This window comes from Paenibacillus campinasensis (assembly GCF_002272015.1).
GTDB classification, from domain to species: domain Bacteria; phylum Bacillota; class Bacilli; order Paenibacillales; family Paenibacillaceae; genus Paenibacillus_AQ; species Paenibacillus_AQ campinasensis.
Genome location: NZ_NPBY01000003.1, coordinates 171,260 through 194,359, shown reverse-complemented (window position 1 = coordinate 194,359; position 23,100 = coordinate 171,260). Strand labels below are relative to the sequence as shown.

General features: G+C 51.7%; 22 protein-coding genes and 1 other RNA gene. 5 read left to right on the top strand and 18 right to left on the bottom strand.

Annotation, left to right across the window (positions count from 1 at the left end):
* Positions 1-296 precede the first annotated feature (296 nt).
* Together CHH67_RS01225 and CHH67_RS01220 are read left to right on the top strand one after the other, a co-directional pair.
* Complete coding sequence (locus CHH67_RS01225; protein WP_095263150.1) at positions 297-533, top strand: DUF2626 domain-containing protein; 237 nt, start codon at positions 297-299, stop codon at positions 531-533.
* Between the two features lie 250 nt (positions 534-783).
* Positions 784-1,884: a coiled-coil domain-containing protein gene (locus CHH67_RS01220; RefSeq protein ID WP_230875542.1), complete on the top strand. Its 1,101-nt coding sequence runs from the start codon at positions 784-786 to the stop codon at positions 1,882-1,884.
* 9 nt (positions 1,885-1,893) lie between these two features.
* Here the strand turns inward: CHH67_RS01220 and CHH67_RS01215 are convergent, their stop codons facing one another.
* Together CHH67_RS01215 and CHH67_RS01210 are read right to left on the bottom strand one after the other, a co-directional pair.
* Positions 1,894-3,117: an extracellular solute-binding protein gene (locus CHH67_RS01215; protein ID WP_095263148.1), complete on the bottom strand. Its 1,224-nt coding sequence runs from the start codon at positions 3,115-3,117 to the stop codon at positions 1,894-1,896.
* 165 nt (positions 3,118-3,282) lie between these two features.
* The gene (locus CHH67_RS01210) at positions 3,283-4,617 is read right to left on the bottom strand and encodes a PhoH family protein (protein WP_095263147.1); all 1,335 of its coding nucleotides are present in this window, start codon (positions 4,615-4,617) and stop codon (positions 3,283-3,285) included.
* An 89-nt stretch (positions 4,618-4,706) separates the two neighbouring features.
* On the opposite strand from CHH67_RS01210, the gene CHH67_RS01205 reads away from it, so the two are divergent.
* Entirely contained in the window at positions 4,707-5,381 is a 675-nt protein-coding gene (locus CHH67_RS01205) for a YhcN/YlaJ family sporulation lipoprotein (protein WP_330163912.1), read from the top strand.
* A gap of 431 nt (positions 5,382-5,812) precedes the next feature.
* On the opposite strand, the gene CHH67_RS01200 is transcribed toward CHH67_RS01205, so the two are convergent.
* The 5 genes from CHH67_RS01200 to CHH67_RS01180 all read right to left on the bottom strand — a co-directional run bounded on the left by CHH67_RS01200 (position 5,813) and on the right by CHH67_RS01180 (position 10,821).
* Positions 5,813-6,901, bottom strand: coding sequence for an LCP family protein (locus CHH67_RS01200; RefSeq protein WP_095263146.1), 1,089 nt, complete (start codon positions 6,899-6,901; stop codon positions 5,813-5,815).
* Between the two features lie 152 nt (positions 6,902-7,053).
* Positions 7,054-7,347, bottom strand: a complete 294-nt coding sequence (locus CHH67_RS01195; protein WP_095263145.1) for a YlaH-like family protein — start codon at positions 7,345-7,347, stop codon at positions 7,054-7,056.
* Positions 7,348-7,382: 35 nt separating this feature from the next.
* Entirely contained in the window at positions 7,383-9,224 is a 1,842-nt protein-coding gene (typA, locus tag CHH67_RS01190; RefSeq protein WP_095263144.1) for a translational GTPase TypA, read from the bottom strand.
* 146 nt (positions 9,225-9,370) lie between these two features.
* A complete protein-coding gene (locus CHH67_RS01185) occupies positions 9,371-9,859 on the bottom strand; it encodes a hypothetical protein (protein ID WP_425320425.1) in 489 nt (162 codons plus the stop codon).
* Positions 9,860-10,149: 290 nt separating this feature from the next.
* The gene (locus CHH67_RS01180; RefSeq protein ID WP_095263142.1) at positions 10,150-10,821 is read right to left on the bottom strand and encodes a TerC family protein; all 672 of its coding nucleotides are present in this window, start codon (positions 10,819-10,821) and stop codon (positions 10,150-10,152) included.
* A 136-nt stretch (positions 10,822-10,957) separates the two neighbouring features.
* Between CHH67_RS01180 and CHH67_RS01175 the strand changes: the two genes are divergently transcribed.
* Positions 10,958-11,647, top strand: a complete 690-nt coding sequence (locus CHH67_RS01175; protein ID WP_176475443.1) for a TerC family protein — start codon at positions 10,958-10,960, stop codon at positions 11,645-11,647.
* A 177-nt stretch (positions 11,648-11,824) separates the two neighbouring features.
* Here the strand turns inward: CHH67_RS01175 and thiI are convergent, their stop codons facing one another.
* From thiI to CHH67_RS01145, 6 genes are all read right to left on the bottom strand, one after another.
* The gene (gene thiI, locus CHH67_RS01170; RefSeq protein ID WP_095263140.1) at positions 11,825-13,066 is read right to left on the bottom strand and encodes a tRNA uracil 4-sulfurtransferase ThiI; all 1,242 of its coding nucleotides are present in this window, start codon (positions 13,064-13,066) and stop codon (positions 11,825-11,827) included.
* Position 13,067: 1 nt separating this feature from the next.
* Positions 13,068-14,228: a cysteine desulfurase family protein gene (locus CHH67_RS01165; RefSeq protein ID WP_095263139.1), complete on the bottom strand. Its 1,161-nt coding sequence runs from the start codon at positions 14,226-14,228 to the stop codon at positions 13,068-13,070.
* A 153-nt stretch (positions 14,229-14,381) separates the two neighbouring features.
* Positions 14,382-15,059, bottom strand: a complete 678-nt coding sequence (locus tag CHH67_RS01160) for a lytic transglycosylase domain-containing protein (protein WP_425320424.1) — start codon at positions 15,057-15,059, stop codon at positions 14,382-14,384.
* A gap of 200 nt (positions 15,060-15,259) precedes the next feature.
* Entirely contained in the window at positions 15,260-15,634 is a 375-nt protein-coding gene (locus tag CHH67_RS01155) for a hypothetical protein (protein ID WP_095263138.1), read from the bottom strand.
* A 35-nt stretch (positions 15,635-15,669) separates the two neighbouring features.
* Positions 15,670-15,894 (bottom strand): DUF1540 domain-containing protein, encoded by a 225-nt coding sequence (locus tag CHH67_RS01150; protein ID WP_095263137.1) that lies wholly within the window; start codon positions 15,892-15,894, stop codon positions 15,670-15,672.
* A gap of 187 nt (positions 15,895-16,081) precedes the next feature.
* On the bottom strand, positions 16,082-16,588 hold the full coding sequence (locus CHH67_RS01145; RefSeq protein ID WP_095263136.1) for a YpuI family protein: 507 nt from the start codon (positions 16,586-16,588) through the stop codon (positions 16,082-16,084).
* A 245-nt stretch (positions 16,589-16,833) separates the two neighbouring features.
* Here CHH67_RS01145 and CHH67_RS01140 point away from each other — a divergent pair, with 245 nt between their 5' ends.
* A complete protein-coding gene (locus CHH67_RS01140; protein ID WP_095263135.1) occupies positions 16,834-18,756 on the top strand; it encodes a S8 family peptidase in 1,923 nt (640 codons plus the stop codon).
* A gap of 99 nt (positions 18,757-18,855) precedes the next feature.
* Here CHH67_RS01140 and CHH67_RS01135 read toward each other — a convergent pair whose 3' ends face one another.
* From CHH67_RS01135 to rpoD, 5 genes are all read right to left on the bottom strand, one after another.
* The gene (locus CHH67_RS01135; RefSeq protein WP_095263134.1) at positions 18,856-19,140 is read right to left on the bottom strand and encodes a hypothetical protein; all 285 of its coding nucleotides are present in this window, start codon (positions 19,138-19,140) and stop codon (positions 18,856-18,858) included.
* 192 nt (positions 19,141-19,332) lie between these two features.
* Positions 19,333-19,738: RNase P RNA component class A (gene rnpB / locus CHH67_RS01130), an RNA gene on the bottom strand.
* An 89-nt stretch (positions 19,739-19,827) separates the two neighbouring features.
* Positions 19,828-20,943, bottom strand: coding sequence for a Nif3-like dinuclear metal center hexameric protein (locus CHH67_RS01125; RefSeq protein ID WP_095263133.1), 1,116 nt, complete (start codon positions 20,941-20,943; stop codon positions 19,828-19,830).
* Positions 20,919-21,677, bottom strand: coding sequence for a tRNA (adenine(22)-N(1))-methyltransferase (locus CHH67_RS01120; RefSeq protein WP_095263213.1), 759 nt, complete (start codon positions 21,675-21,677; stop codon positions 20,919-20,921). The genes CHH67_RS01125 and CHH67_RS01120 overlap by 25 nt, the downstream gene beginning before the upstream one ends.
* 274 nt (positions 21,678-21,951) lie before the next feature.
* Positions 21,952-23,076, bottom strand: coding sequence for an RNA polymerase sigma factor RpoD (gene rpoD, locus CHH67_RS01115; RefSeq protein WP_095263132.1), 1,125 nt, complete (start codon positions 23,074-23,076; stop codon positions 21,952-21,954).
* Between the last annotated feature and the right edge of the window lie 24 nt (positions 23,077-23,100).

Below are 23,100 nucleotides of genomic sequence, written 5' to 3'. Positions count from 1 at the left end.
GTTAACATCGGCGAACTGAATAGGGTATAAAAACTGCTTATTTCATTCCTATGCCTCTCATAGAGTTCATAGAATCTATTTGATACTAAAATGTATTTCCATTTTGATTACAGATCATACTCCTATAAGGGGAAATCGGAACAAGCATTGAAGATGGAAGCATTTTCAGCAGCTGCTGTACATGGTGTGTAAAAAATCACAGAAATATCTCCAGTTAAACATTTACACGATTTTCCCATAACGCTATAATGTTCATAGCAGCATTATGTGCGTACATACGAGAGGAGGATGGTATCGTGGCACGGATGTTTCGAGTTCTCGGCTTCTTCACCCTTACGATTGGTTTAATGGCCTTTGCCGGGGATCTTGTCGAGATGGCTCTGCTTTTCTTCCTGCAGACCGCATTTTTTGTAATTTTGGGGTATCTGAAATTTACGGAGAGAACCTACATTCTTCTCTTCTGGGCTTATATGATCGTGACCTTCACCGGTTTCAGCTACTGGACGGTCTTCCATATGGGCAAACCACTTTAATGGCTTAGACAGCAAGGCCATCCGCTCGTGAAGAATGGACAAACTGAAAGTCCTCGCACAAGGGAGCGCCTGTCGTTCTAAGTAAACGCTTCAGCAATAAAAGCACCATTAAAAAAAGCGATCGGCGCTTGAGCTGCCGTATCGCTTTTTTTAAATATTTCAGCCTATATCATCATATATTGGTTGAGATGAAGGGATAGCGGACGGATTCCTTTCGACATACCTAACAATCAGGGGGGCACCTGTTTTGATGACACGAATTAAATATCGTTTCCTTCCGTTCCTGCTCGTTATCATCCTATTCGTCAGCACCCTGACGGCACCCGTGTCCTATTCGGTCCAGGAACCGATAATGCCGGATTCGGAAGAAGCTCGCAAAATACTGGAGGATAGCCTCTCTATCGTTGAAATCGATCATGAGATCGAGCGAATTACGGCCAGGCAGCAGGAGCTTGAAGTGACCCAGCGCCAGCTTCGGGAACGGATCACCGTTCTGGAGGAGCGGATCGATGAGCGAAGGGACCGGGCGGATGCGGTGCTTCGAGCGTATTATATGGGGGAACGCGATCATCTGCTGGTCATGCTGCTCTCAGCGCAAAGCTTATCCGGATTTTTCAGAATATTGGACTTTTACGATATGATTATCCAGAATGACCAGCAAGTGCTTCAATCGTATAATCAGCAGTATCGGGAGCTGCAAGCATCACGCGCAAGTGCTGAACGAAATGCGGCGGAACTTGCCCAAGTGAAGGACAGCCTTCTCCAGCAGCGGGAGCGGGTTCTTGCCCTGCAGCAGCAGGTGGACGGCGCATTGAATACCAGCGGTAATCCTGAGGCTATGCGGGCGCTGATCCATGAATTTACGCTGTACTGGGAAAATGTTGGCTTGTACGAAGTGAAGCGGCATTTCCAAGCGCTGGCGAGTGCCATGGAGAATTTGCCGGGATTTATTCAAGGCAGCAAAAACATCCTCAGCACCAATGGGAAGGTGTACACCATTAACATACATGAGGATGATCTGAATGGATTTCTTCGTTCTGAGGACAAGTTATTTGAAACGTTTGCCTTCCGGTTTGAGGATGGCAAAGTCATCGCATCCGGTGAGAGCGGCAACCTGTCCTTGCTGATTGAAGGCCGTTATTCTGTTGTAGATGAACCGCAGAACGCCATTATGTTCGAAGTCGAGCGGCTCGTATTCAATCGTCTTGAGCTTCCCGACACTACCCGGAGGTCGCTCCAGGACGAATTCGATATGAATTTTTACCCCAAACAGCTCATTTCATTTCTGAAAGCAACGGAAGTCAGCAGTTCGGATCAGCGGCTCATTGTCAGAATGGAGCTTGATCTTTAGTTGCCCATGTCAGGGCTGTTCATCCGAATAGCGTTCGGTAAACTGCTCGGCATCCATTTCTCCCATAAGCAGCTGCGAGACGGATTTGGCATAGTCAGGGAACGATCCTTCCCGTCCAAAATCCAGGGCCGCGGCTTCTTTTTGCTCCAGCAGATTGTGCATGTGGAGCCGCCATGGATCTGTCCTGACAGCTCCGGGATCGTACAGCTCTGATACTACGGGCAATGTCCCGGCGGCGGCGGTCCAGGCCCGCTGGGATTCTTTAGATGTCATATATGTAATCCATTTCCTGGAAAGTGAAGGTGAGGCTGTATGGGCCGCTATTGCAAACGATCTCGTATGGATCACCGGCTGCTCGGCATGACTGTTCAGGATAAGCGCTGTATCGATCCCTTCCTGCTGTCGATTGCGAACCTCGGAATAGGCCGTTATCTCGACAAGCGCTTCGAGCTGTGCAGCATCATCGGGAGGCTCATTCGCGTCCATCTCCGTATCTCTCTCCAGCAGCACCCAGGTCCCCTCACGGTCAGATAGCCAGTTCAGTACCTCGGCATCTGGTCTGCCAGGCTCTCCATCCAATAGCTGTACAACCGCTCCAAATGCATACGGATCTTCCGCATTCATGAAAAAGACGGGTAGCTCCACTTTATCATGCAGCTCTTGCCACGCCTTGCGCTCATCCGGGAGCGGCATCGCATCCGGCAGCTTGTCCGGTTCCCAAACCAGCATATAAGGATTTATATCAAAAGGCATTCCCCAGTGATAGCCGTTCCAGGCCAGCGGCGGCATCAATCCATTGAGAATTTCACCATCGGTTACGATGCCCTGGAAAGCATCCGCAGGAAGCAAGTATCCATTCTTTGCAAGCGTTTTAATGAAGTGACTGTCCATTAAATAAACATCAGGCCCTTCATTCAAGGCACGATTGCTCATAAAGGCTTCGATCGTCAAGTCTTCCGGATCGAGAGGAACGAGTTCGACCTCCGCTCCGGTGGTCTCTATAAAGGTGTCGTTCAGTTCCGACAGCTGTTCCCATTCGTCGTGAGAAAGGGAAACCCCAACCTGGATCGGTCCCAAGTTATCCTCTACAGTTTCCGGCTGCTGTCTTGGAGGTACCGGTTCATCCCCAGGCAAGTCTCTGCGAGGGTTGTGAGTGAAGTCATTTCCGGGAGATAGACTCGTTAATGACAGCAGCAATATGGCAAACAGGAACCAGTAATTTTTCCGCTTCATATCCCATCTTCACTCCTTTGGGGTACATGCAATTATTTTACCAAACTCCTAGTGCTGCTGTCCTATCTTTTTTTAAGATATCCAAAAGAAAAAGGATGTCCGGGAGCAGACTAACAGCTGCTGCCGGGACATCCATGATTCATTTCTCGGGAAATAACATACAGGTTAGAGCAGATCAGCCGCCAACTGGGCCAGCTTCGAGCGCTCACCTTTGGTTAGCGTGATGTGACCGCTCAATCCCTCCTGCTTAAATCGTTCAACAACGTAAGTAAGGCCGTTGCTCACCGCATCCAGATAAGGATGGTCTATCTGTTCTGGATCGCCCATCAGGATGACCTTACTGCCTTCTCCGGCCCGGGATACGATCGTTTTCACCTCATGCCGGGACAGATTCTGGGCCTCATCCACGATAATAAATTGCCCGGGAATCGAGCGCCCCCGAATATAAGTCAGTGCCTCGACCTGGATGCTTCCAAGCCCCATCAAAATTTTATCGATATCTCCAGCTTTTTTAGTATCAAACAGGTATTCCAGATTATCGTAAATCGGCTGCATCCAGGGTCTTAGCTTCTCGTCCTTCTCCCCTGGTAAATAACCGATATCCTTGCCCATCGGAACGACGGGACGCGCGATCAGAAGTTTTTTATATTTGTGCTCATCCTCCACCTTCGACAGGCCTGCAGCAAGCGCGAGCAATGTTTTCCCCGTTCCTGCCTTTCCGGTGATGGTCACGAGGGGAATGTCATCATTGAGAAGCAGTTCCAGCGCCATCCGCTGCTGCGCGTTGCGCGCGCTGATGCCCCATACCGGCTCATTGCTTAGATAGAGCGGCTCCAGTCTCGTTGCATCTTCATTGACTCGGAGCAAAGCGGATTTACCACTCCCCATCTCATCTTTCAATATGACAAATTCATGCGGATACAGCGAGTAGGACAGCTGCAAGGGTTGAACCGGAAGATAACGGTAGCTGTAAAACTCATCAATGACAGCCGGATGCACCTTCAAGGTCGTATAGCCTGGAAACAGCTCGCTTGGATCCGCCGTCCGGTCAGACAAGTAATCCTGCGCATCCAGACCGAGCACATCAGCCTTGATTCGGACAAGAACATCCTTGCTCACAAGAACGACCGGTCTGCCGTCTCCCGCCTTCTCGTCCTCCTCCAGCTTATAGTTCAATGCGACCGCCAGGATACGATTATCATTCGAGGCTTCACTGAACAATTCCTGTACCCTGACGAAGCTGCGATGATTAAGTTCAACTTTGAGCAGCCCTCCGTTCTCCATAGGCACCCCGTCATGAAGATGACCATGCTCTCTCAACCCGTCCAGCAGCCGGGACACCTGGCGGGCGTTCCGGCCGATTTCATCGGCATGGCGCTTCTTCGAATCGATCTCCTCGAGGACGATAGCAGGAATGACCACTTCATGTTCTTCGAAGGCATAAATCGATTGGGGATCATGCAGCAGTACGTTCGTATCCAGCACAAATATTTTTTTCATCTTATCCCTCCACTGCTCCTTCATCAGGTACACATAAACCTTTCCATCCCGGACATAATAAGCTTAGTGACTTGGTGACATCAGTGAATATGACCACGAAAGGACAGATCAAACCTATGAGAACTGCGATTTGCATTATGCTCACGGTTGTGTTGCTTGCCGGCTGCGCTCCGGCCCATAATAACGCATCACCCTCTCCTCGTAATCAACAAAACGGTGCCAGAGTTCAGAATGTGAATGAGAATACAAATCCAAATACCAATAATGCCGCGCCCGAGCAGGGTCAAGTGAACCAAGCTACTGCCAGTCACTTGAAGGCTATCGCAGAGAAAGTTCCAGGAGTGAACAGTGCGAACTGTGTCGTCATGGGCAATACCGCTGTCGTTGGTGTCAATGTGGATGGCAGTCTTGATCGCGCGGATGTCGGGACGATCAAATACACCGTAGCCGAGGCGCTCAGAAAAGATCCGGCCGGAGCTAATGCGCTCGTTACCGCTGATCTTGATCTGAACAACCGCATTGCCGATTTGAATCGGCATATCCAGGAAGGGAACCCCATCTCCGGGCTCGCTGCCGAGCTCGCGGATATCGTAGGCCGTATTGTTCCCCAGCTTCCTAGAGATGTAGCTCCAGGCAACGACGAGACTGGCGGCGAGACTGGCGGCGAGGTGCCACAAACGATGGAGCCGAGGGCGAACACGCCTGCTGCGCCCCGCCACCAGCATAATCAAGGCCAAAGGGCACCCGGCAACCGGGGACAATAACAGCCATCAAATGCTGACGGGTTTTGCCAATTTCCCACATATTCCATACAAAAAAAGCCCAGTGAGCTATCACTGGGCTTTGTGTATGACCATAAACAGACATCCGACCAGAAGCGATTACCGGACGGAAGCTGCCCGTGTCGTAATCTCGTACGTTGACGGAGCAAATAGCCTCGTCGTCGACAAGGTCACGGTTGTCGAAAATGCAGGCATTGTCCTCCCCATGTGGAGCAAGACTAGGATCAGTCAGCACTGCTAACCAGGAATGGGCGTTCATGTTCCAGCCGCCATAAACAAGCTTCATCAGCGCTCTGGGCATCTCCAAGCGGATTTGTGGCATCGTGAGGTAGGACATGACTACAGCCTCCTGTACAATGAACTTTCTCCTGATATATTGTATTATATCACAGCGCAAAACTTGCCTTCAATTGTCATGGCGAGTCCGTATTTTCCGCTTCTGTCCCTTCGGATTCGCTATGGCGGTGTTTCCCGGCCAGCTCATCCTTGAGCGCCTGCTTCGCTTTCTCCAACTCGCTTGGGCTCACGATAACATAAGGGCTTCTCCATTCGCCAATCACCGGCATAAACAGTACATCGTCCTTTCGGATGTCCAGATACGTGGTGATCATATGGCGAATCTGATCCTGTTCGAGATCGGTTTTCAAATTATCTTTGACCGCATCCAAAGCATTGCCGATTCTTGCGACACCGCCCAGACTCTTCATCCGGTCCAGCAAGGAATGCAAAACTTCGCTTTGACGGGCATTCCGTTCAAAGTCATTTGATTCCTTCGTCCGCGGGCTGCACTTGTTAGATGATTTGCGATATCGCACATAGTCAAGTGCTTCCTTGCCGTCCAACTTCTGAGGACCGGCCTTCAGGTCGATGTTGGTGCCGTCGGCAGAGTCCTTGTAGCACATGTTGTACTGAACATTGACATCCACGCCGCCAAAGGCGTCAACGACATCCCGGAAGCCCTGAAAGTCAACGACGGATACATAGTCGATATTGACATCGAGATACTTGCCAAGCATCGCTTTCATCTCATCTTCGGCGCTGATCCCGCTGCTCTTCTCCGCGGATTTGAATCTCGGATAGTAGGCGTTCAGCTTGTTTGCCTTATACCCTTCAAGCTCCACCAGCGTGTCCCTTGGAAGGGAGACGAGGGTCGCCGTGTTGGTCTCGGGATGCATGGAGACGACCATGACAACGTCGGTAAGATAAGTGCCAGTTTCAGGACGATGGTCTGTCCCGAGCAGCAGCATCGTAATCGGCTTTTCCTTGGCGGAATGCCCAGGAGCAACCGGCTTGTCGACACCGCTCGATTCGATAATCTCATTTCCTTTAAGATATAGGTATCCGGCATAAGACGCCGCTCCCAAAATTGCGATCAGAATCAAAATAAAAAGAAATTTAAAAAAGGATCTGACTCCGCTTTTTTTCTTCTTCTGCACAGGCTTCTTCCGGCTCTTCCCCGCGTTCTTGGCTCTCGGAGGAAGGCCTGATTGAGTAGAATTCATTGGATAACACCTAATTTCCTTCAATATTAGAGAATGTCCGGTTAACCTCCCTTTCGGTAGGCTAACCGGACTCTGGCTGACTTCTCTCTCTTATTAACGGCGAAATCGACAAAAAGTTTCATAGCCGAACAGCAACAAACTTTTTTCCCGCCTCAGGATTTCGTTTCCGACTGTGCTTTTTTCTTCTGGCGTGCTTCCACAAAATAACGAATCCGCACCATCAGCATCAATGCAACCGCTACGAGCAGGCACTGGATAATCGGCAGCTTGTCTATCTGGAATATAAGCAGCATCCCCGAACCTAATGCCATCAAAATATACAGGAGAATTTCCTTCAGAAGCGGCAGCTTCTGCTGTACCCGGAACACCTTGTTGTAGACATAGGTGACCAGTACGAAGATCAAAATATAGGAGATGAGCGGATGAGCGGCAAACCAAGCTTGCATAAACGGTTCACTCCTTTAACAAGGTAACATCTCTATTATAGATTTGCCTGAGCCATTTTGCGATGCTTTTCTGCGCGCTCACGCTCGCTCTTGTTCAGAATCTTCTTGCGAAGACGAACCGATTTCGGCGTGATTTCGCAATACTCGTCATCATTCAGATATTCAAGTGCCTGCTCCAGGGAGAAAATGAGCGGCGTCTTCAGCTTCACCGTGTCATCCTTCGTTGCCGAACGAACGTTGGTAAGCTGTTTCTCTTTACAAATGTTCACGACAATATCGTTATCGCGGGTATGCTCCCCGACGATCATGCCCTCATAAACCTCAGTGCCCGGCTCAAGGAACAACGTTCCACGGTCTTCCACGGACAGCATGCCATAGAATGTAGATGTCCCGTTCTCCGTCGATACGAGAACACCTTGGTGACGTCCGCCGACCTGGCCGCCGACAACCGGTCCGTAGCTGTCAAAGGCATGGTTCATGACGCCGTATCCACGGGTCAGTGTCAGGAAGTGTGTCCGGTAGCCGATCAGACCTCGCGCCGGGATCAGGAATTCAAGACGAACCTGACCGTTACCGCTGTTAATCATATTGACCATTTCCGCTTTGCGTGTGCCAAGGCTCTCCATAACGGCACCCATGCTCTCCTCCGGAATGTCAATCAACAGGCGCTCGATCGGTTCCATTTTGACACCGTCAATTTCCCGCACGATAACTTCCGGCTTGGATACTTGCAGCTCATAGCCCTCGCGGCGCATGTTCTCGATCAAAATTCCAAGGTGAAGCTCACCGCGTCCGGACACGATATAGGCATCCGGGCTGTCCGTCTCTTCCACTCTCAAGCTGACATCGGTCTCCAGCTCCTTGAAGAGACGGTCACGAAGCTTGCGTGACGTCACAAACTTGCCTTCCCGTCCTGCAAACGGGCTGTTGTTAACCAGAAACGTCATTTGCAGCGTAGGCTCGTCGATCTTCAGCACCGGCAGCGCCTCCGGCTGCTGCGGATCCGCAATCGTCTCACCGATGTTAATGTCCTTGATGCCTGCAATAGCCACAATGTCGCCGGCGCCCGCTTCAGGAACCTCAATCCGCTTCAATCCCTGGAAGCCAAACAGCTTCTCGATCCGGGCCGTCTTGTTTGTTCCGTCCCGCATGATGACCGTAACCGATTGCCCCTGCTTAATGACACCTCGATTGACACGGCCAACCGCGATACGGCCCAAATATTCATTGTAATCCATCAGCGTAACGAGGAATTGAAGAGGCTCTTCAATGTTCTCGGACGGGGACGGAATATGCTCGATAATCGTCTCGTATAGGGCAAGCATGTTGTCATCCTGCTTGTCCGGATCCATACTGGACGTTCCGTTCAGTGCGGAGGCATAGACGACCGGGAAATCCAGCTGGTCATCATTCGCACCAAGCTCGATGAACAGATCCAGCACCTCATCAATCACTTCTGCCGGCCGGGCAGCCGGACGGTCGATTTTATTGACCACCACAATCGGGGTCAGGTTATGGGCAAGCGCCTTGCCAAGCACAAACTTCGTTTGCGGCATGCAGCCCTCGTAAGCGTCAACGACGAGCAGTACGCCATCAACCATCTTCATGATCCGTTCAACCTCGCCGCCAAAGTCGGCGTGTCCCGGCGTATCCACAATGTTGATCAAGAAATCCTTGTACGTGATCGCCGTATTTTTGGCCAAGATGGTGATGCCGCGCTCGCGTTCCAAATCGTTGGAATCCATGGCTCGTTCCTGTACGGTTTCATGCTCGCGAAAAATACCGGATTGCTGGAGCAATTTGTCTACCAGCGTAGTTTTGCCATGGTCAACGTGCGCAATGATCGCAATGTTGCGAATCTGATCTCTTGATTGCATAGCTATATCTCAAATCCCTTCTATTCGAATGACCACAAAAAGCGCCGGACCATATGCCGACGCTTCAACACACAAACTATAATATAGGTAAACCGTCGCAGAAATCAAGTCTTTTCAGAAAACTGATGTCATTACACGTCATGATATTACCAGCCTCGACTCCATTTATCACGTTTGGAACGATTCCGGCCGAAAATAAGCCACACGCCAATCGCAATCAGGACAAGTGCGATCACGTACAGCGCTCCCGCTTGGAGCCATGTGAAAATCCAAATCAGCACCCCGATCAGTGCAAGCCCGAGTGCAAGCGGAAGCACCCTGGCGGGTCTCGGAGTTTCAAACAGATAATATTCATACAGTCCGGCCGCAACGCCAAGAATCAGGACAGGCCACAAGGCGCTCATAAGCCCCCAGCCGCCGAGGCTGCAGATCAAAAACAGCAGGCCGTAAACGGTCAAAATTCCGCCTGGAATCAGAAAGGCCGCAGACACGCGACGAGCGAAAAACAGCAGGTGGATCAAGATCCCTGGCAGCAGCAACACAAGCGGCCACAGCGTCCGGCCGACAAAACCGAAAAATCCAAGCTTGCCGAGCAGAATAACAACGCCAGCTACAATAATAAACAGACCTAACATGAAATCTCTTCTGGAGGACATTGTGATCACCCTCTCTATACAGTATGTATAATTCCCTACACCCTTCGGTTCATGAATCCGGAGTTACGTTAATTTTAGCCCATTCCGACAAAAAAAACCACCGACCCGTCAGGTTCAGGCAGAATTTGTCCGTTATTTCGGGGAGCAGTCCGAAACATGGCACACCAAAAAGGGGCTTGCATAAGCCCCTCCCAGCTGCGCAATCTACAGCGCGGCGATTATAGACCAGAACCTCTTTTGCCAGTGGCGGCAATCCGCTTTCACTTATGTCACCCCTGCCGTTTGTCCTGCCTGGTCAAGCTGGCCAGGCCGCCGAACAGCATCACGGCGAAGGCGACCAGTACCGGCAGCACCGGGAACAGCTGCGGCATCCAGACGGCCAGCAGCTGGCCTGTACGAGCATCCTGGACTATCATCTCGCCTGCGGTATATGACAGAACCCCCGCGCCGATGTACAACAGCACCGGAAAGCGGTTCAGCAGCGACGAGATCAGGCCGCTGCCCCAGACGACGATCGGAATGCTGAGCACGATACCGATAACAATTAATGCAAAATCGCCATTGGCAAGTCCGGCAATCGCGAGCACATTGTCCAGGCTCATCACAAAATCCGCGATCAAAATCGTATTCACGGCAGACCATAAGCTAAGGGCGCCTGATACAGTGACCTCGTCCTCCGCCTTCGGCATCATCAACTGAAACGAGATCCAAATCAGCAGAAGAGCCCCACCGGCCTGCAAGTAAGGCACTTTCAGCAGAATCACCGCCGCGAAGGTCAGAAGACAACGCAGCACAACAGCCGCTATCGTACCGATCCATACCGCGCGCCTGCGGCTTGTCTCCGGGAGGTCCCTGCTCGCCATTGCGATGACAAGGGCGTTATCGCCGCTTAACACAAGGTTAATCATCAGAATTTGTCCCAACAGCAGCCATGTCTCCACTCTAACAACACCCCCATGACATACACATATGTGGGGGATGGTCAAGCTATGCTTGCACAACGATAAAAATAGGCCTATAATGAATCCGCCTTTTATTTTGTTATATATCGGCAGTCCTAAGAGGAGTGACAGAACATTGGAAACTACAGCCGAGTTTTTCCTTTCATTACTAAACATCATATTTCTGGACCTGGTGCTGGCAGGCGACAATGCCATCGTGATCGGCCTTGCAGCCAGAAATTTACCGCCACAAACCCAGAAAAAAGCTATCCTGTACGGAACAGGCGGCGCTGTCATTCTTCGGATTATAGCCACCATCCTCGTGGTGTGGCTGTTAAATATCCCTTGGCTTCTGCTCGTTGGCGGAATCCTGCTTGTCATTATCGCATACAAGCTGCTCGCCGATGACAACAGCGATCACAGCCAGATCAAAGCCGGACAAAGCCTTGGCGGAGCGATACGCACCATCATCGTGGCCGATGCCGCAATGGGGCTGGACAACGTGATTGCCATTGCTGGCGCCTCCAAGCACAATGCGCTGCTCGTGGTCATCGGCCTGCTGATCAGCGTGCCGATCGTGGTCTGGGGCAGCACATTGTTTATTAAGCTGATCAACCGGTTTCCGTGGATTATCTATGTAGGCGCAGCCGTGCTCGCATATACCGCATCTTCCATGATCACCGATGAGCGGCATTTTGTTCTTTATTTTGAGACGCATCCCGTTATTCACTACCTGTTCATTGCCGTCATTATTCTGGGCGTGCTGACCGCAGGACATTTGCGCCGGAAGCATGCGCATCGTCCTTCATCAAGCCCGCAGCATTGAACGATGGACCCACAGAACAAGTCTGCTGAGAGAGGCAGCATCCGCTGTAAACAAGCACAAAGTGCGAGCGTACCCTGGATTGAACCCTGGGATTGCACTCGCACTTTTGCGTTATATAAAATAAGCGATGAATCGCATTCTGATGCCTGTTCTTGTCCGGAATCTACTTGTCCGAAATTAGAACCATTCCTCCTGAACGACCGGTTCCCGGCTCTCCTTGCCGCTAATCCGGCTTATGTCGGTATCCGGTTTGATAATCACCGTCTCCGTCGCGGCAATCGCGGCTTCAATCAGTTCCGGAAGCCGTTCAAGGGAAGCCTCCACCCTTTCCACGACATGAAGATTCGGATTCGTGGTCGGGGATTTTGGCACAAAGAGGGTACAGCAGTCTTCATACGGAAGAATCGAGGTTTCATACGTCCCGATTTCGATGGCCTGGTTGACGATGTCGTTCTTGTCCATCGTGACCAGCGGGCGCAGAATCGGCAGCTCCGTCGCTCTGCCGATCACATTCATGCTGGCCAGCGTTTGGCTTGCTACCTGGCCGAGATTATCCCCTGTCACAATCGCCAGCGCACCAGACCGCTCCGCAAGCGCGGAGGTGATTCGCAGCATCGCCCGGCGCATCAGCGTAATAATCATATTGTCCTGGCCGTTGCCGACAAAGGAAGTTTGCACCTCGGTAAACGGAACTAGATGCAGCTTGATCCGGCCTGCATAGCGGGATAGGATGCGGGTCAGCTCGATGACCTTCTCCTTCGCCAGCTGGCTCGTGTAAGGGTAGCTGTAGAAATGCACACACTCGATTTCGAGCCCGCGCCGCATGGCCGCCCAGGCAGCTACAGGGCTATCGATGCCGCCGGACAACAGCAGCATCGCCTTGCCGTTACTGCCGAGCGGGAATCCGGCCACTCCCGGAATCGTTTCATAATACAGATAAGCTCCGTTCTCCCGAACCTCGATGCGCAGCTCTATTTCGGGCTGCTTCACCTGCACCTTCAGATTCGGATAAGCGCGAAGCACGGGCGAGCCCACCAGGTGGTTCATCTCTTGGGATGAATGCGGGAATGCTTTCCACACTCTTCGGGCATTCACTTTAAAGGTCGTGCCTTCCGGCAGTTCCCGCTCACTCAGAAAATCAAGCGCCGTTTCAATGATCGCATCCAGATCCACCGGACATACCCGGACCGGGCTGACCGACACGATGCCAAATACTTTCCGCAGCACCTGTGTTAACTCCTCCGCAGATTCCCCGTTTAGCTCCACATACAGCCGTCCGTATTCCCGGATAATATGGACCTTCGGATACGGCTTCAGCACCGCCTTGATATGGGTGTATACCGTTTTCTCAAAACGGTTGCGATTTCTGCCCTTCAGCGTAATTTCACCGAAACGCAGCAGCAGCATATCGTATGTCATTTTAATTCGTAGTCCCCTTTCTTTCTATAAAAGGCCGCAGTTTTCCCGTCGCGGTTTTCAGTGCATCAATCAATCGCTCGGCATCCTCCAGCCGATGATGGCGGCCGAGACTGATCCGGATGCCAGACGAAGCGATGGACATGTCCTTTCCCATCTCCAGCAGAACCCGACTCGGTTCGCTCAATTTGGACGAGCAGGCCGATTTCGTGGACACCAGCATCCCCAGCTCCTCTAGAGCATGGACGATGACTTCCGGTTTCACGCCAGGGTAAGAGAAATTCATAATATGCGGCGCACCTTCCCTGCTGCTGTTCATGACCGTGCCTGGAATATCCGCGATTTCCTGAAGCAGTTTATTCCGGATCAGGGAAGCTTGACGATAAAATTCCGGCTGCCGCTCACGTCCCAGCCTCATCGCTTTGGCCATGCCGACCGCAGCCGCCACATTCTCCGTACCAGCCCGATGCCCGTTCTCCTGTTGTCCTCCGGACATCAGCGGGAACAGCTCCACGCCCCGGCGAACATACAGCACGCCGATGCCTCTGGGGCCATTGAATTTATGCGCTGACAACGTATATAGATCCGCCTGCCAGTTCTTGAGCGACACTTCCAGCTTGCCGAAGCCTTGCACCCCGTCGATATGAAACAGCGTTCTGTGGTTGCGTTGTTTAACTGTTTGGCCGATCTCCATCAGGGGTTGAACCGCACCCGTCTCATTGTTGACATGCATGATGCTGACCAGTACTGTGTCCTTGCGAACCGCATCCGCAAGCGCCTGAACATCCACCCGTCCGTTGGCATCAACCGGCACGTATGTCACCTCCCAGCCAAGCTGCTCAAGCTGGCGGAAGCTTTCATAGACGGACGGATGCTCAGTTCGAGTCGTTATCAGATGTTTGCCCCGGCTTTTGTACTGGAGGGCCGCTCCTTTTATTGCCATATTGTTGCCTTCGGTTGCACCGGAGGTCAGCACAATTTCCGAAGGCTCCGCCTCCAGCGCTGCCGCGCACACCTCGCGTGCTTTCTTCAGCAGCTTCGCAGCCTCCTCCCCGTATTGGTGCAAGGCCGATGGATTGCCGTAATGCTTTTTCATCACTTCAGCCATCGTGCTCACAACGTCGTCATCCGGGGGAGTTGTTCCTGCGTGATCCCAATATATCAAAGGTATTATCCCCTTTCGTCCATCCTTTAAAGTTCGTCCAGAATTATATATTTACACAAAAAGATCAAACGGTAAAGCGCACCCCGCCCAAACAGGCAGATGGGATATGCTTCTCGTTTGATCCCCGACTTCTCATTATTCAACAATGATATCCTAAATGGTATAACTCCGCCGCGCATCCATGACCTTCTGGACGTACGCCTGCGTTTCTGCCGGCAAAGCATGGAGGTTAGCCATAAGCTCCTCGTTCGACGTGATGCCGAGCGATGCTACGCGAGTAGGTCCCGCATTGTACGCAGCCAGCGCAACGGCCACCTCACCGCCGAATCTTTGCAGCAGATTGGACAGATAGCGCGTGCCGCCGTCAATATTTTGCACCGGGTCAAATGAATCGCTGACACCAAGCCCTCTGGCCGTGCCGTCCATGAGCTGCATCAGGCCTTTGGCACCCGCGTGGGAAACGGCATTCGGATTAAAAGCCGATTCGATCTGAATAACCGACTTGATCAAAGAAACCGGAACGCCATATCGTTCACCTGCTGCTGTGATGAGTTCCTCAAAGCTCGTATACCGGGTGTTCTCCGGCTGGAAATCCTGTACACGCTCCATGGAAGTGTCTATCTTCCCGAGTTGCTGCCACAGCAGTCCGTCCTCGTAAGTGACGCCAGGAGGCAGGCTACGAATCGGTCGGGCAGTCTGCTCCGAGGATTCCTCGTTCACCGCTTGCTGAAGAACATCGCTGAACCGGACCGCCGTTTCTTCCGTACTGGAACGCGTGGCCCGCTGGGTTGCTGTCGTTTGAACATAGGTTACCGGATCGATTTGCATCATATGGATCACATTCTCTCCCGTTATGATTGTTAAAATCTATTTTACATCGTTTTGGTACAATCTGCTATACCATTTCGTTAAATTTATGTAACACCTATTGGAATGCCATTCCAGATGAAAAAAAGCCGAAGACCAGGCAGTTAACCTGTCTTCAGCCGAGAAGAAATGTGAATAAGCGTTGTCGCTTTAATGTTTGCCGTTTAACGGGCAAATGGAATCAGGATAAAATAGCTCAGCGTTGCGAGCACGCCGAGGCCAATCCCCCAAGCTCCCATCGTTCGGCTGCCTTTGTTATAAGCATAGTAACCAACTACAGCAGCGATCGGGCCAAGAATGACAGACCACATGAACAAGGAGATAATCCCTAGTACAAGTCCGACATATCCGACAGTTCTGCCTGTACTCAGATCTGCTTCCGGTGAAGCCTCCCGAACCTCTTCCTTCCGTTCGTAAGTTTGCACAGGAGACGCGACTTCAGCTGAAAATTCCTCACGATGATCTTTGCGCGGGAAATCAACCCGGTGACGCTTCCCCTCGATGACCTTCATCCCTGTGTTGCGTCTTTTTTGATCCATGATTTGACCTCCATTTCCTGTAAGGTGATCATCGCCTATTTCTTCGGCTTAAATGTCAAGCAGCAGGTGGCAGACGATTGCTCGGCCACATCGCGGTGGTTGTTCATAAACGTCTCTTCCCCGTATTCTTCATTCAGCTTCACGTCGGCATGACGGTCAATCTCAATCATAATCGTATCGGCTTTGCACACATTTTGTTCTCCCCAATAGTGACAGTTGCTTACACTACATTTAACCAATGTTTTGGCATCGATGGCCATTTTGCATCACCTCGTCAACATTTTCTCCCCAGCGGTACCCCCGTATGCACAATCCGAATTGTCAGTTGGTGTTAACCGCAGCAATCTTCGGTCAAATGCAAAAACCGGACCTGCAAACAGGCCTCTTATAGCCTGCTGCAAATCCGGTTGATCATAATCGATATAAGGTTAGATGTATATCTGCCGTCTAGGCATGGTTTCTTTCCGATTGCAAGCGACGCTCGGTCAGATAATCGCTCTCGTAATAAGCCAGATCATCGCGCAGCTCTTCAAAAATTTTGGTAATGCTCATAATAACGTCCCGAGCCGGACGCACCGGTTTTTTGCGGAAACGAATGGCATCCTGCCCTGTATAGGCGTAACGGCCATCCTCGGAGTAGCTTTCATTCTTCGGGTAAAAGAAATTGTTCACGCAGCGATGATACAAGTTATACAAAGCCTTCTCGGCAAATTCGGCATCAAAATTAGGGCGACGTTCGACGACGCCAAGCTTTTCATAGGAAACCTCCGAAAACACAAGCAGATGGCGAACATCCGAAAGAAATCCTTTGTAGAAATGAGCGGTCTCTTCATCCTCATCCTGAACCAATTGAGGCAACGCATGTTCATTCAAAAATGCTTCCATGATCGAAATAGCAGATTTCAACTTTTGTCTTGAGTCTGAGCATAACTTTTGAAGATTGTCTGCTGGCATTACGGTAGCTCCCCCTTAAATGGTCGTAAACCTTCGGCCGAAGCCGTCGGTCATTCTATTAAATATTATCCTATCACAATTTCCGGCTTAACGAAATCCCTATAATGAATACACTTTCAAGGATATTTTATCCGGCTTCGACCCGACAGAAAACAAGCCTGATCCGAAGCATCTTACGCATAAAATAGCGCTCCTCTTCCCACGCTAAGAGCACATCAACGAATTACGGATTGGAGGAAGCAACTGTGAGATCACGCCTATTATGGACGATCGCGGGCATCTCCGCTACGGTGGGCATCTTAATGTTTTTCCTGTATACGCCCGGAGCGCCCGGAACGCCAGGCCCTAGGCAGGCCGCCCAGGAAGAACCCCGAGCGGTGACGCCCCATCAGGAACAAACAATCAAGCAATCCACCGTTCATAACGACATCCTTGCAACAGACCGATTGAACCGTCAGGATGCGAGGCAGCATTTGCGGGCCATGGCAAACAACAGCCAATTGCGCAAGCCCGGCCAAATTCAGTCGTATGCCGCAAAAGAGCAGCGTACTCATCCGCATTTTGTCCAAGTCAAGTGGTTCCAGCTCGATAGCAATCAAGCGACAGATGTGAACGGTAAACTTCCGCAGCTGAAACCGCAGGATCAGGAGCTGATTAACCATCATTTCAAGAAGGCCCGGCAGAAGCTCAAGCGCGGAGAAGCCTACGAATCACCGAAATTCACCGTGGGTGGACAGCCCTACGTGATCGTGGCCGAGCCTTCCGCTGACAGGAAGATCGGTGCAGCCGCATTGATCAATGAAGCGGTGCTGCAGAAGGTGTCTCATCACCAGAAACGTAATCTGCGTCTGATTCCGTATCCGAAGGAAGGTAAATTCCGGGTTGAGTCGATCCATGCGGACACCCTGCGCGACATCACTGTGAAAACTGGCCATGACAACGAAAAAGCGAGCCATTTTTACGAAAATGAAATCGTGGTTTCCTTTCGGAATCCGCCGTCCGAGCAAGAGCTTGAAGCCATCTCCAAAGACATCGATTGCGGCAAGCCCCGCAAGCTCGGATATGCTTATGTATTTCGTTCCAACCGCCTGGATTATAAAGGGCTGCGTCAATATTTCGAGAAGAAATGGCAGCCGAAATATACCGAGCCTCACTATATTTATTTAACCAATGATCTTCCCCGTCAATCGGCCCGTTCCCGATCTGGCGCAGCCAACAGCGAAACGGTCAATATACCGAATGATATTCTGTTCTCGGAGTATCAGTGGAACTTGCCGGCCATTGAAACGAATCGCGGCTGGGATCTGTCCAAGGGGAGCGAGGATGTCATCATCGCCGTCATTGACACCGGGGTTGACCTGAATCATACCGATCTGGACGGTCAATTCGTTGAAGGATACAACGTTGTTGATCCGGAACAACAACCGATGGATGATGTAGGGCATGGAACGCATGTGGCTGGCATCATCGGGGCTCTGGTCAATAACGGCGAGGGTGTGGCAGGCATCAGCTGGTATAACAAAATTATGCCCGTCAAGGCACTGGACGCCTCAGGCACCGGAACGACCTATGCGGTCGCCGAAGGGATTATTTGGGCAACCGATCACGGTGCGAAGGTCATCAACATGAGTCTCGGCAATTATGCTGACTCCCAGTTCTTGCATGAAGCGGTTAAGTACGCCTATGACCGTGACGTGGTCCTGATCGCCGCCTCGGGTAATGACAATACCGAGCGCCCCGGATTTCCGGCGGCTTACCCCGAGGTGCTGGCCGTAGCGGCAACGGATGCCAATATGAATCGCGCCGAGTATTCCAACTATGGCGATTATATCGACATTGCCGCACCGGGAACCAATATCGCCAGCACCTTTCCGGGGAACCAGTACGCCGCGCTTTCGGGCACCTCAATGGCGAGTCCCCATGCTGCAGCTATGGCGGGACTTCTTCGGTCCCTGAATCCGGAGCTTACGAATCGGGAAGTGATGGAGCTCATGACCACGTACACAATTGATCTGGGCAACAGAGGAAGGGATAAATATTACGGAAGTGGCCAGATCGACATTTATGAGGCGCTGAATGCAGCGGCGGGAAATAGCCAAACTCCCGTTCAATTATGGCCGCAAAATGTCATTAACAGCCTGCTGGAAGAACTCCGGCGTCTGCGTTAACAATGACCGACCGTTCAAGCAGCTTTTGCCATCCATACCGGCAAAGGCTGCTTGATGCTGTCAATTCAGCGCCTTTAGGCAAATGCGAACCCGTACCGATTAACGCTTTCTGCGGGCGCGGCTGCCTGCACGCTTCTTGGCTGCTTTCGTTCCGGATACAGAGACAGGGCCGACAGGGCCGCCTACGCCAACAGGACCGGTCTCCTCATACGTGTAGAAATGCTGCTCAACCGGACAGCAGTGCACCTTGTCTACCACTTTGATGGGATGTATGACAGGAACAAGCTGCGGAACATAGTGATCTCTCACGATGACAATCGGGTCGCACACGATCGGTGATACAGTCGGGCATCCTTGCCCAGGGCATCCTTTTCCATAGGACATAATTTAAGCATCTCCTTTCCTTTGATGATTACAGCTTATTAGACCAGGGGCCATTTGGTATGGACGTTTGTCCCTTTAACAATATCTTCTTCAAGAACAGGTAAAAGCGCACACCTCTTGCACCCAAGCGGGCGCAGGAAGTGTGCGCTTCATTTCATGTTATTCATAAAAATTGTAGAGGCCGTCTGCAGTTAGGAAAGTTTGCCATAAGCCGGGTTCTGTGCTCTTGGTGGTCATAACGGGAACTACCCTGCCACATGAAGCGACAATCATCTATCTAGGCCTACCATTACTGATAGGCTCCAGCGACCAACCCGAACGCGCCTCGGGCAAAGGCTGTCTCCTCGAAAGAGACTGCGTTCCATTAGGTCTTGCTCCAGGTGGGGTTTACCAGGAACGAAGTCGCCAGCGTTCCTCGGGGTCTCTTACACCTCGGTTCCATCCTTGCCTGTGCTGCCATACAGCAGCCATCGGCGGTCCATTTCTGTGGCACTATCCTTCAGCTCGCGCTGACTGGACGTTATCCAGCACCCTGCCCTGTGGAGCCCGGACTTTCCTCTCGCGGTGAAACACCGCCAGCGATTGTCTGTCAAACTTTCCGGACGACGTTCATATTATACAGGAATTCGATAGGCGGCACAAGACACAAAAGATTGGTAATAGCTCAAAATAATGCCGCACCCCGCGTTACATAAACCGGAATGGCTCCGTATTGATTTGAGACGGAACGGCCTGGGTCTCGTATTTTCCATCCTGGAATTTCTGCTGCAGCCACTCGGCCACCTTGGCCTTCATAATTTTCTCAGCATTATGCCCCGGATCAATCATCGTCAGGCCGGCCGCCAGTGCGTCCTGAGCCGTATGATAATCTATGTCGCCGGTGACAAGCACGTCTGCCCCGCGGAATAGTGCCTTGCTCATATATCGGCCGCCAGAGCCCCCGATGACCGCTGCTTTCCGAATCACGCGGTCCGGTTCCCCTACGACACGCACGTGAGGAACGTCCAGCTTCTCTTTCACCACTTCGACCAGCTCCGCCAGGGTCATCTGCTCCTTCAGCTTCCCTACCCGTCCGAGCCCGAGCGATCGGCCCTTCAGATCCATCGGGTACAGGTCATAGGCCACCTCTTCATACGGATGGGCCTTCAGCATAGCCTGAATGACTTTATGGCGGACACCGTGCGGAACAATCGTCTCGATCCGCACTTCGTCAGCCCGCTCTATCTTGCCATGGGAGCCGATATAGGGGTCGCTTCCCTCTCGCGGCATATAGGTGCCAAACCCTTCAATGTTGAAGCTGCAGTGGCTGTAATTGCCGATCCAGCCGGCGCCGGCGCCCAGCACGGCATCGAGCACCTCCTGGTGATGACTTTTCGGAACAAAGACTACCAGCTTGGACAGCTGCTCATTGTGCAGGTCATGAATCGGCGACGTATCTACGATCCCGAGCGCTTTGGCCATCCAATCATTCATGCCGCCCTCGGTCACATCCAGGTTCGTATGACTGACATAGACAGCAATGTCATGCTTGATCAGCTTCTCATATACTTTTCCCATCGGAGAATCCGTCACCAGCTGCTTCAGCGGGCGATAGATGATGGCATGGTGAGCAATGATCAGCTCTGCACCCAGCTCAATGGCCTCATCCACAACCTCCTCGTTCACATCAAGCGCTACGAGCACGGTCTTGATCTCCTTCTGCAGCGTTCCGAGCTGAAGGCCGATCCGATCCTCGGGTTCAGCGACCTGCTTTGGAGCAAGCTGCTCCATATATTGAATTACCGTTTGTCCTTTGGCAAGCATGCCAGCACCTCCTGAATGACATTCATTTCTGCTTTCATATCCTCTGCTTTCTCAGCTGCTGCCGGAAGTTCGGAGCGAGACAATGAATCCAGAATACGTGCCATCTTGTCCAGCTCTAATCTCCATTTGTCATAAAACACCGGTTCCGGCTTCCGGGTCAGCCAAGGGCCGAACCGAAGAAGCCACTCCCGAGTCAGCATGGACCCTCCGGGCAGCACACGTTCCTGGTAAACCTCATCATTGGAGATCGCCGCAGCGGACTCCGGCTCAGCTACCAAAATCTCGTAGATCTTGCCGTCCTCCTCCAGGATCAGTTCCTGAATGAGAACCCATCCCCGTTCATGCAGCCAGACTCGAAGCGTATCCTCGCCTACGTTAGGCTGAAGCACCAGACGGCGCACCGAGGCCAGCTTGTCTACTCCGCGGCCCAGTATAGCCGCAATAAGGCTGCCGCCCATGCCCGCAATCGTTATCACATCCGCCTCACCAGGGGCGATGACGTCGAGGCCGTCCCCTTTGCGAACGTGGATAACTTCTGTCATCCCGGATTCCTTAACTTGCTTCAGGGCAGCCTCATAAGGCCCGGGATTCACTTCCCCGGCCACCGCCGATACTATCACGCCCTGCTGTGCCGCAGCGACAGGCAGCAACGCATGATCCGACCCGATGTCGGCCAGGCGGCTCCCGGCCGGAATCTGCTCAAGTATGAGCTGTAATCTTCTTGATAGCTTCACAATCATTCCCACACACCATTCATTGAATTATTGACGATTGTCCATAAAATTACCGTACCAGACCCTACAACAAACTGCAAACCCTCTAAATTCCGCGTTCAAGTTTTCAATATTTTCCCAGCCAGGAATGACTTCAATCATTTGCAATGCCTGTTGAAAAGAGCTACAATTAAAAGCAAATGAAGGAATTATTTCCATAACGAACTAAATTTCCTGGCCGCTACGGAAAGAAAAAGACCTTGCTGCCATCATGCAGAAGGTCCCAGGAATCACGTTATTCGAGGAAATCTTTCAATCGCTTGCTTCGGCTTGGATGCCGCAGCTTCCGAAGCGCTTTGGCCTCGATCTGCCGGATCCGTTCACGCGTAACGCCGAACACTTTACCGACTTCTTCAAGCGTTCTGGTGCGACCATCGTCCAGACCGAACCGAAGGCGCAGCACGTTCTCTTCGCGCTCTGTCAGCGTATCCAGCACGTCTTCCAGCTGCTCCTTCAGCAGCTCATAGGCTGCCGCATCGGCGGGTGCAAGAGCCTCCTGATCTTCGATGAAATCGCCAAGGTGGGAATCATCTTCCTCACCGATCGGTGTTTCGAGCGACACAGGCTCTTGGGCAATTTTCATAATTTCACGAACTTTCTCGACGCTTAGCTCCATCTCTGCTGCGATTTCTTCAGGGGACGGCTCACGTCCGAGCTCCTGCAGCAGCTGTCTGGAGACACGAATCAGCTTGTTGATCGTCTCCACCATATGCACAGGAATCCGAATCGTTCTTGCCTGGTCGGCTATCGCGCGAGTGATCGCCTGACGAATCCACCAGGTCGCGTAAGTGCTGAACTTGAACCCTTTTTTGTAGTCGAATTTCTCAACAGCTTTCAGAAGACCCATGTTCCCTTCCTGAATCAGGTCCAGGAACAGCATCCCTCTGCCCACATAACGCTTGGCGATGCTGACAACGAGCCGCAGGTTCGCTTCCGCCAAACGACGCTTCGCATCCTCATCCCCCTGCTCGATACGGTTCGCGAGCTCAATCTCATCATCCGCAGACAAGAGCGGCACGCGTCCAATCTCTTTCAGATACATCCGCACTGGATCGTTGATTTTAATGCCCGGCGGCAGCGCCAGCTCATCGTCGAACGAAAAATCCTCGTTATCATGAGACTCATCATCTGGCCGATGAGCTCCGTCATCGTCATTCTCATTCACCACATCAATGCCCAGATCGGCAAGCTGCTCATAGAACTCCTCAATCTGCTCGGTGTCCTGATCAAATGGCGACAACTTTTCCATAATATCTTTATAACTCAATACGGATCTCTTTTTACCCTGTTCAATTAGTTGTTCCTTTACCTGATCCAGCGTAAAATCCGTTTCTAGTTCAGTATGCTGATCATTCGCCATCTTTCGACTCCCTCCTCCCTAGAA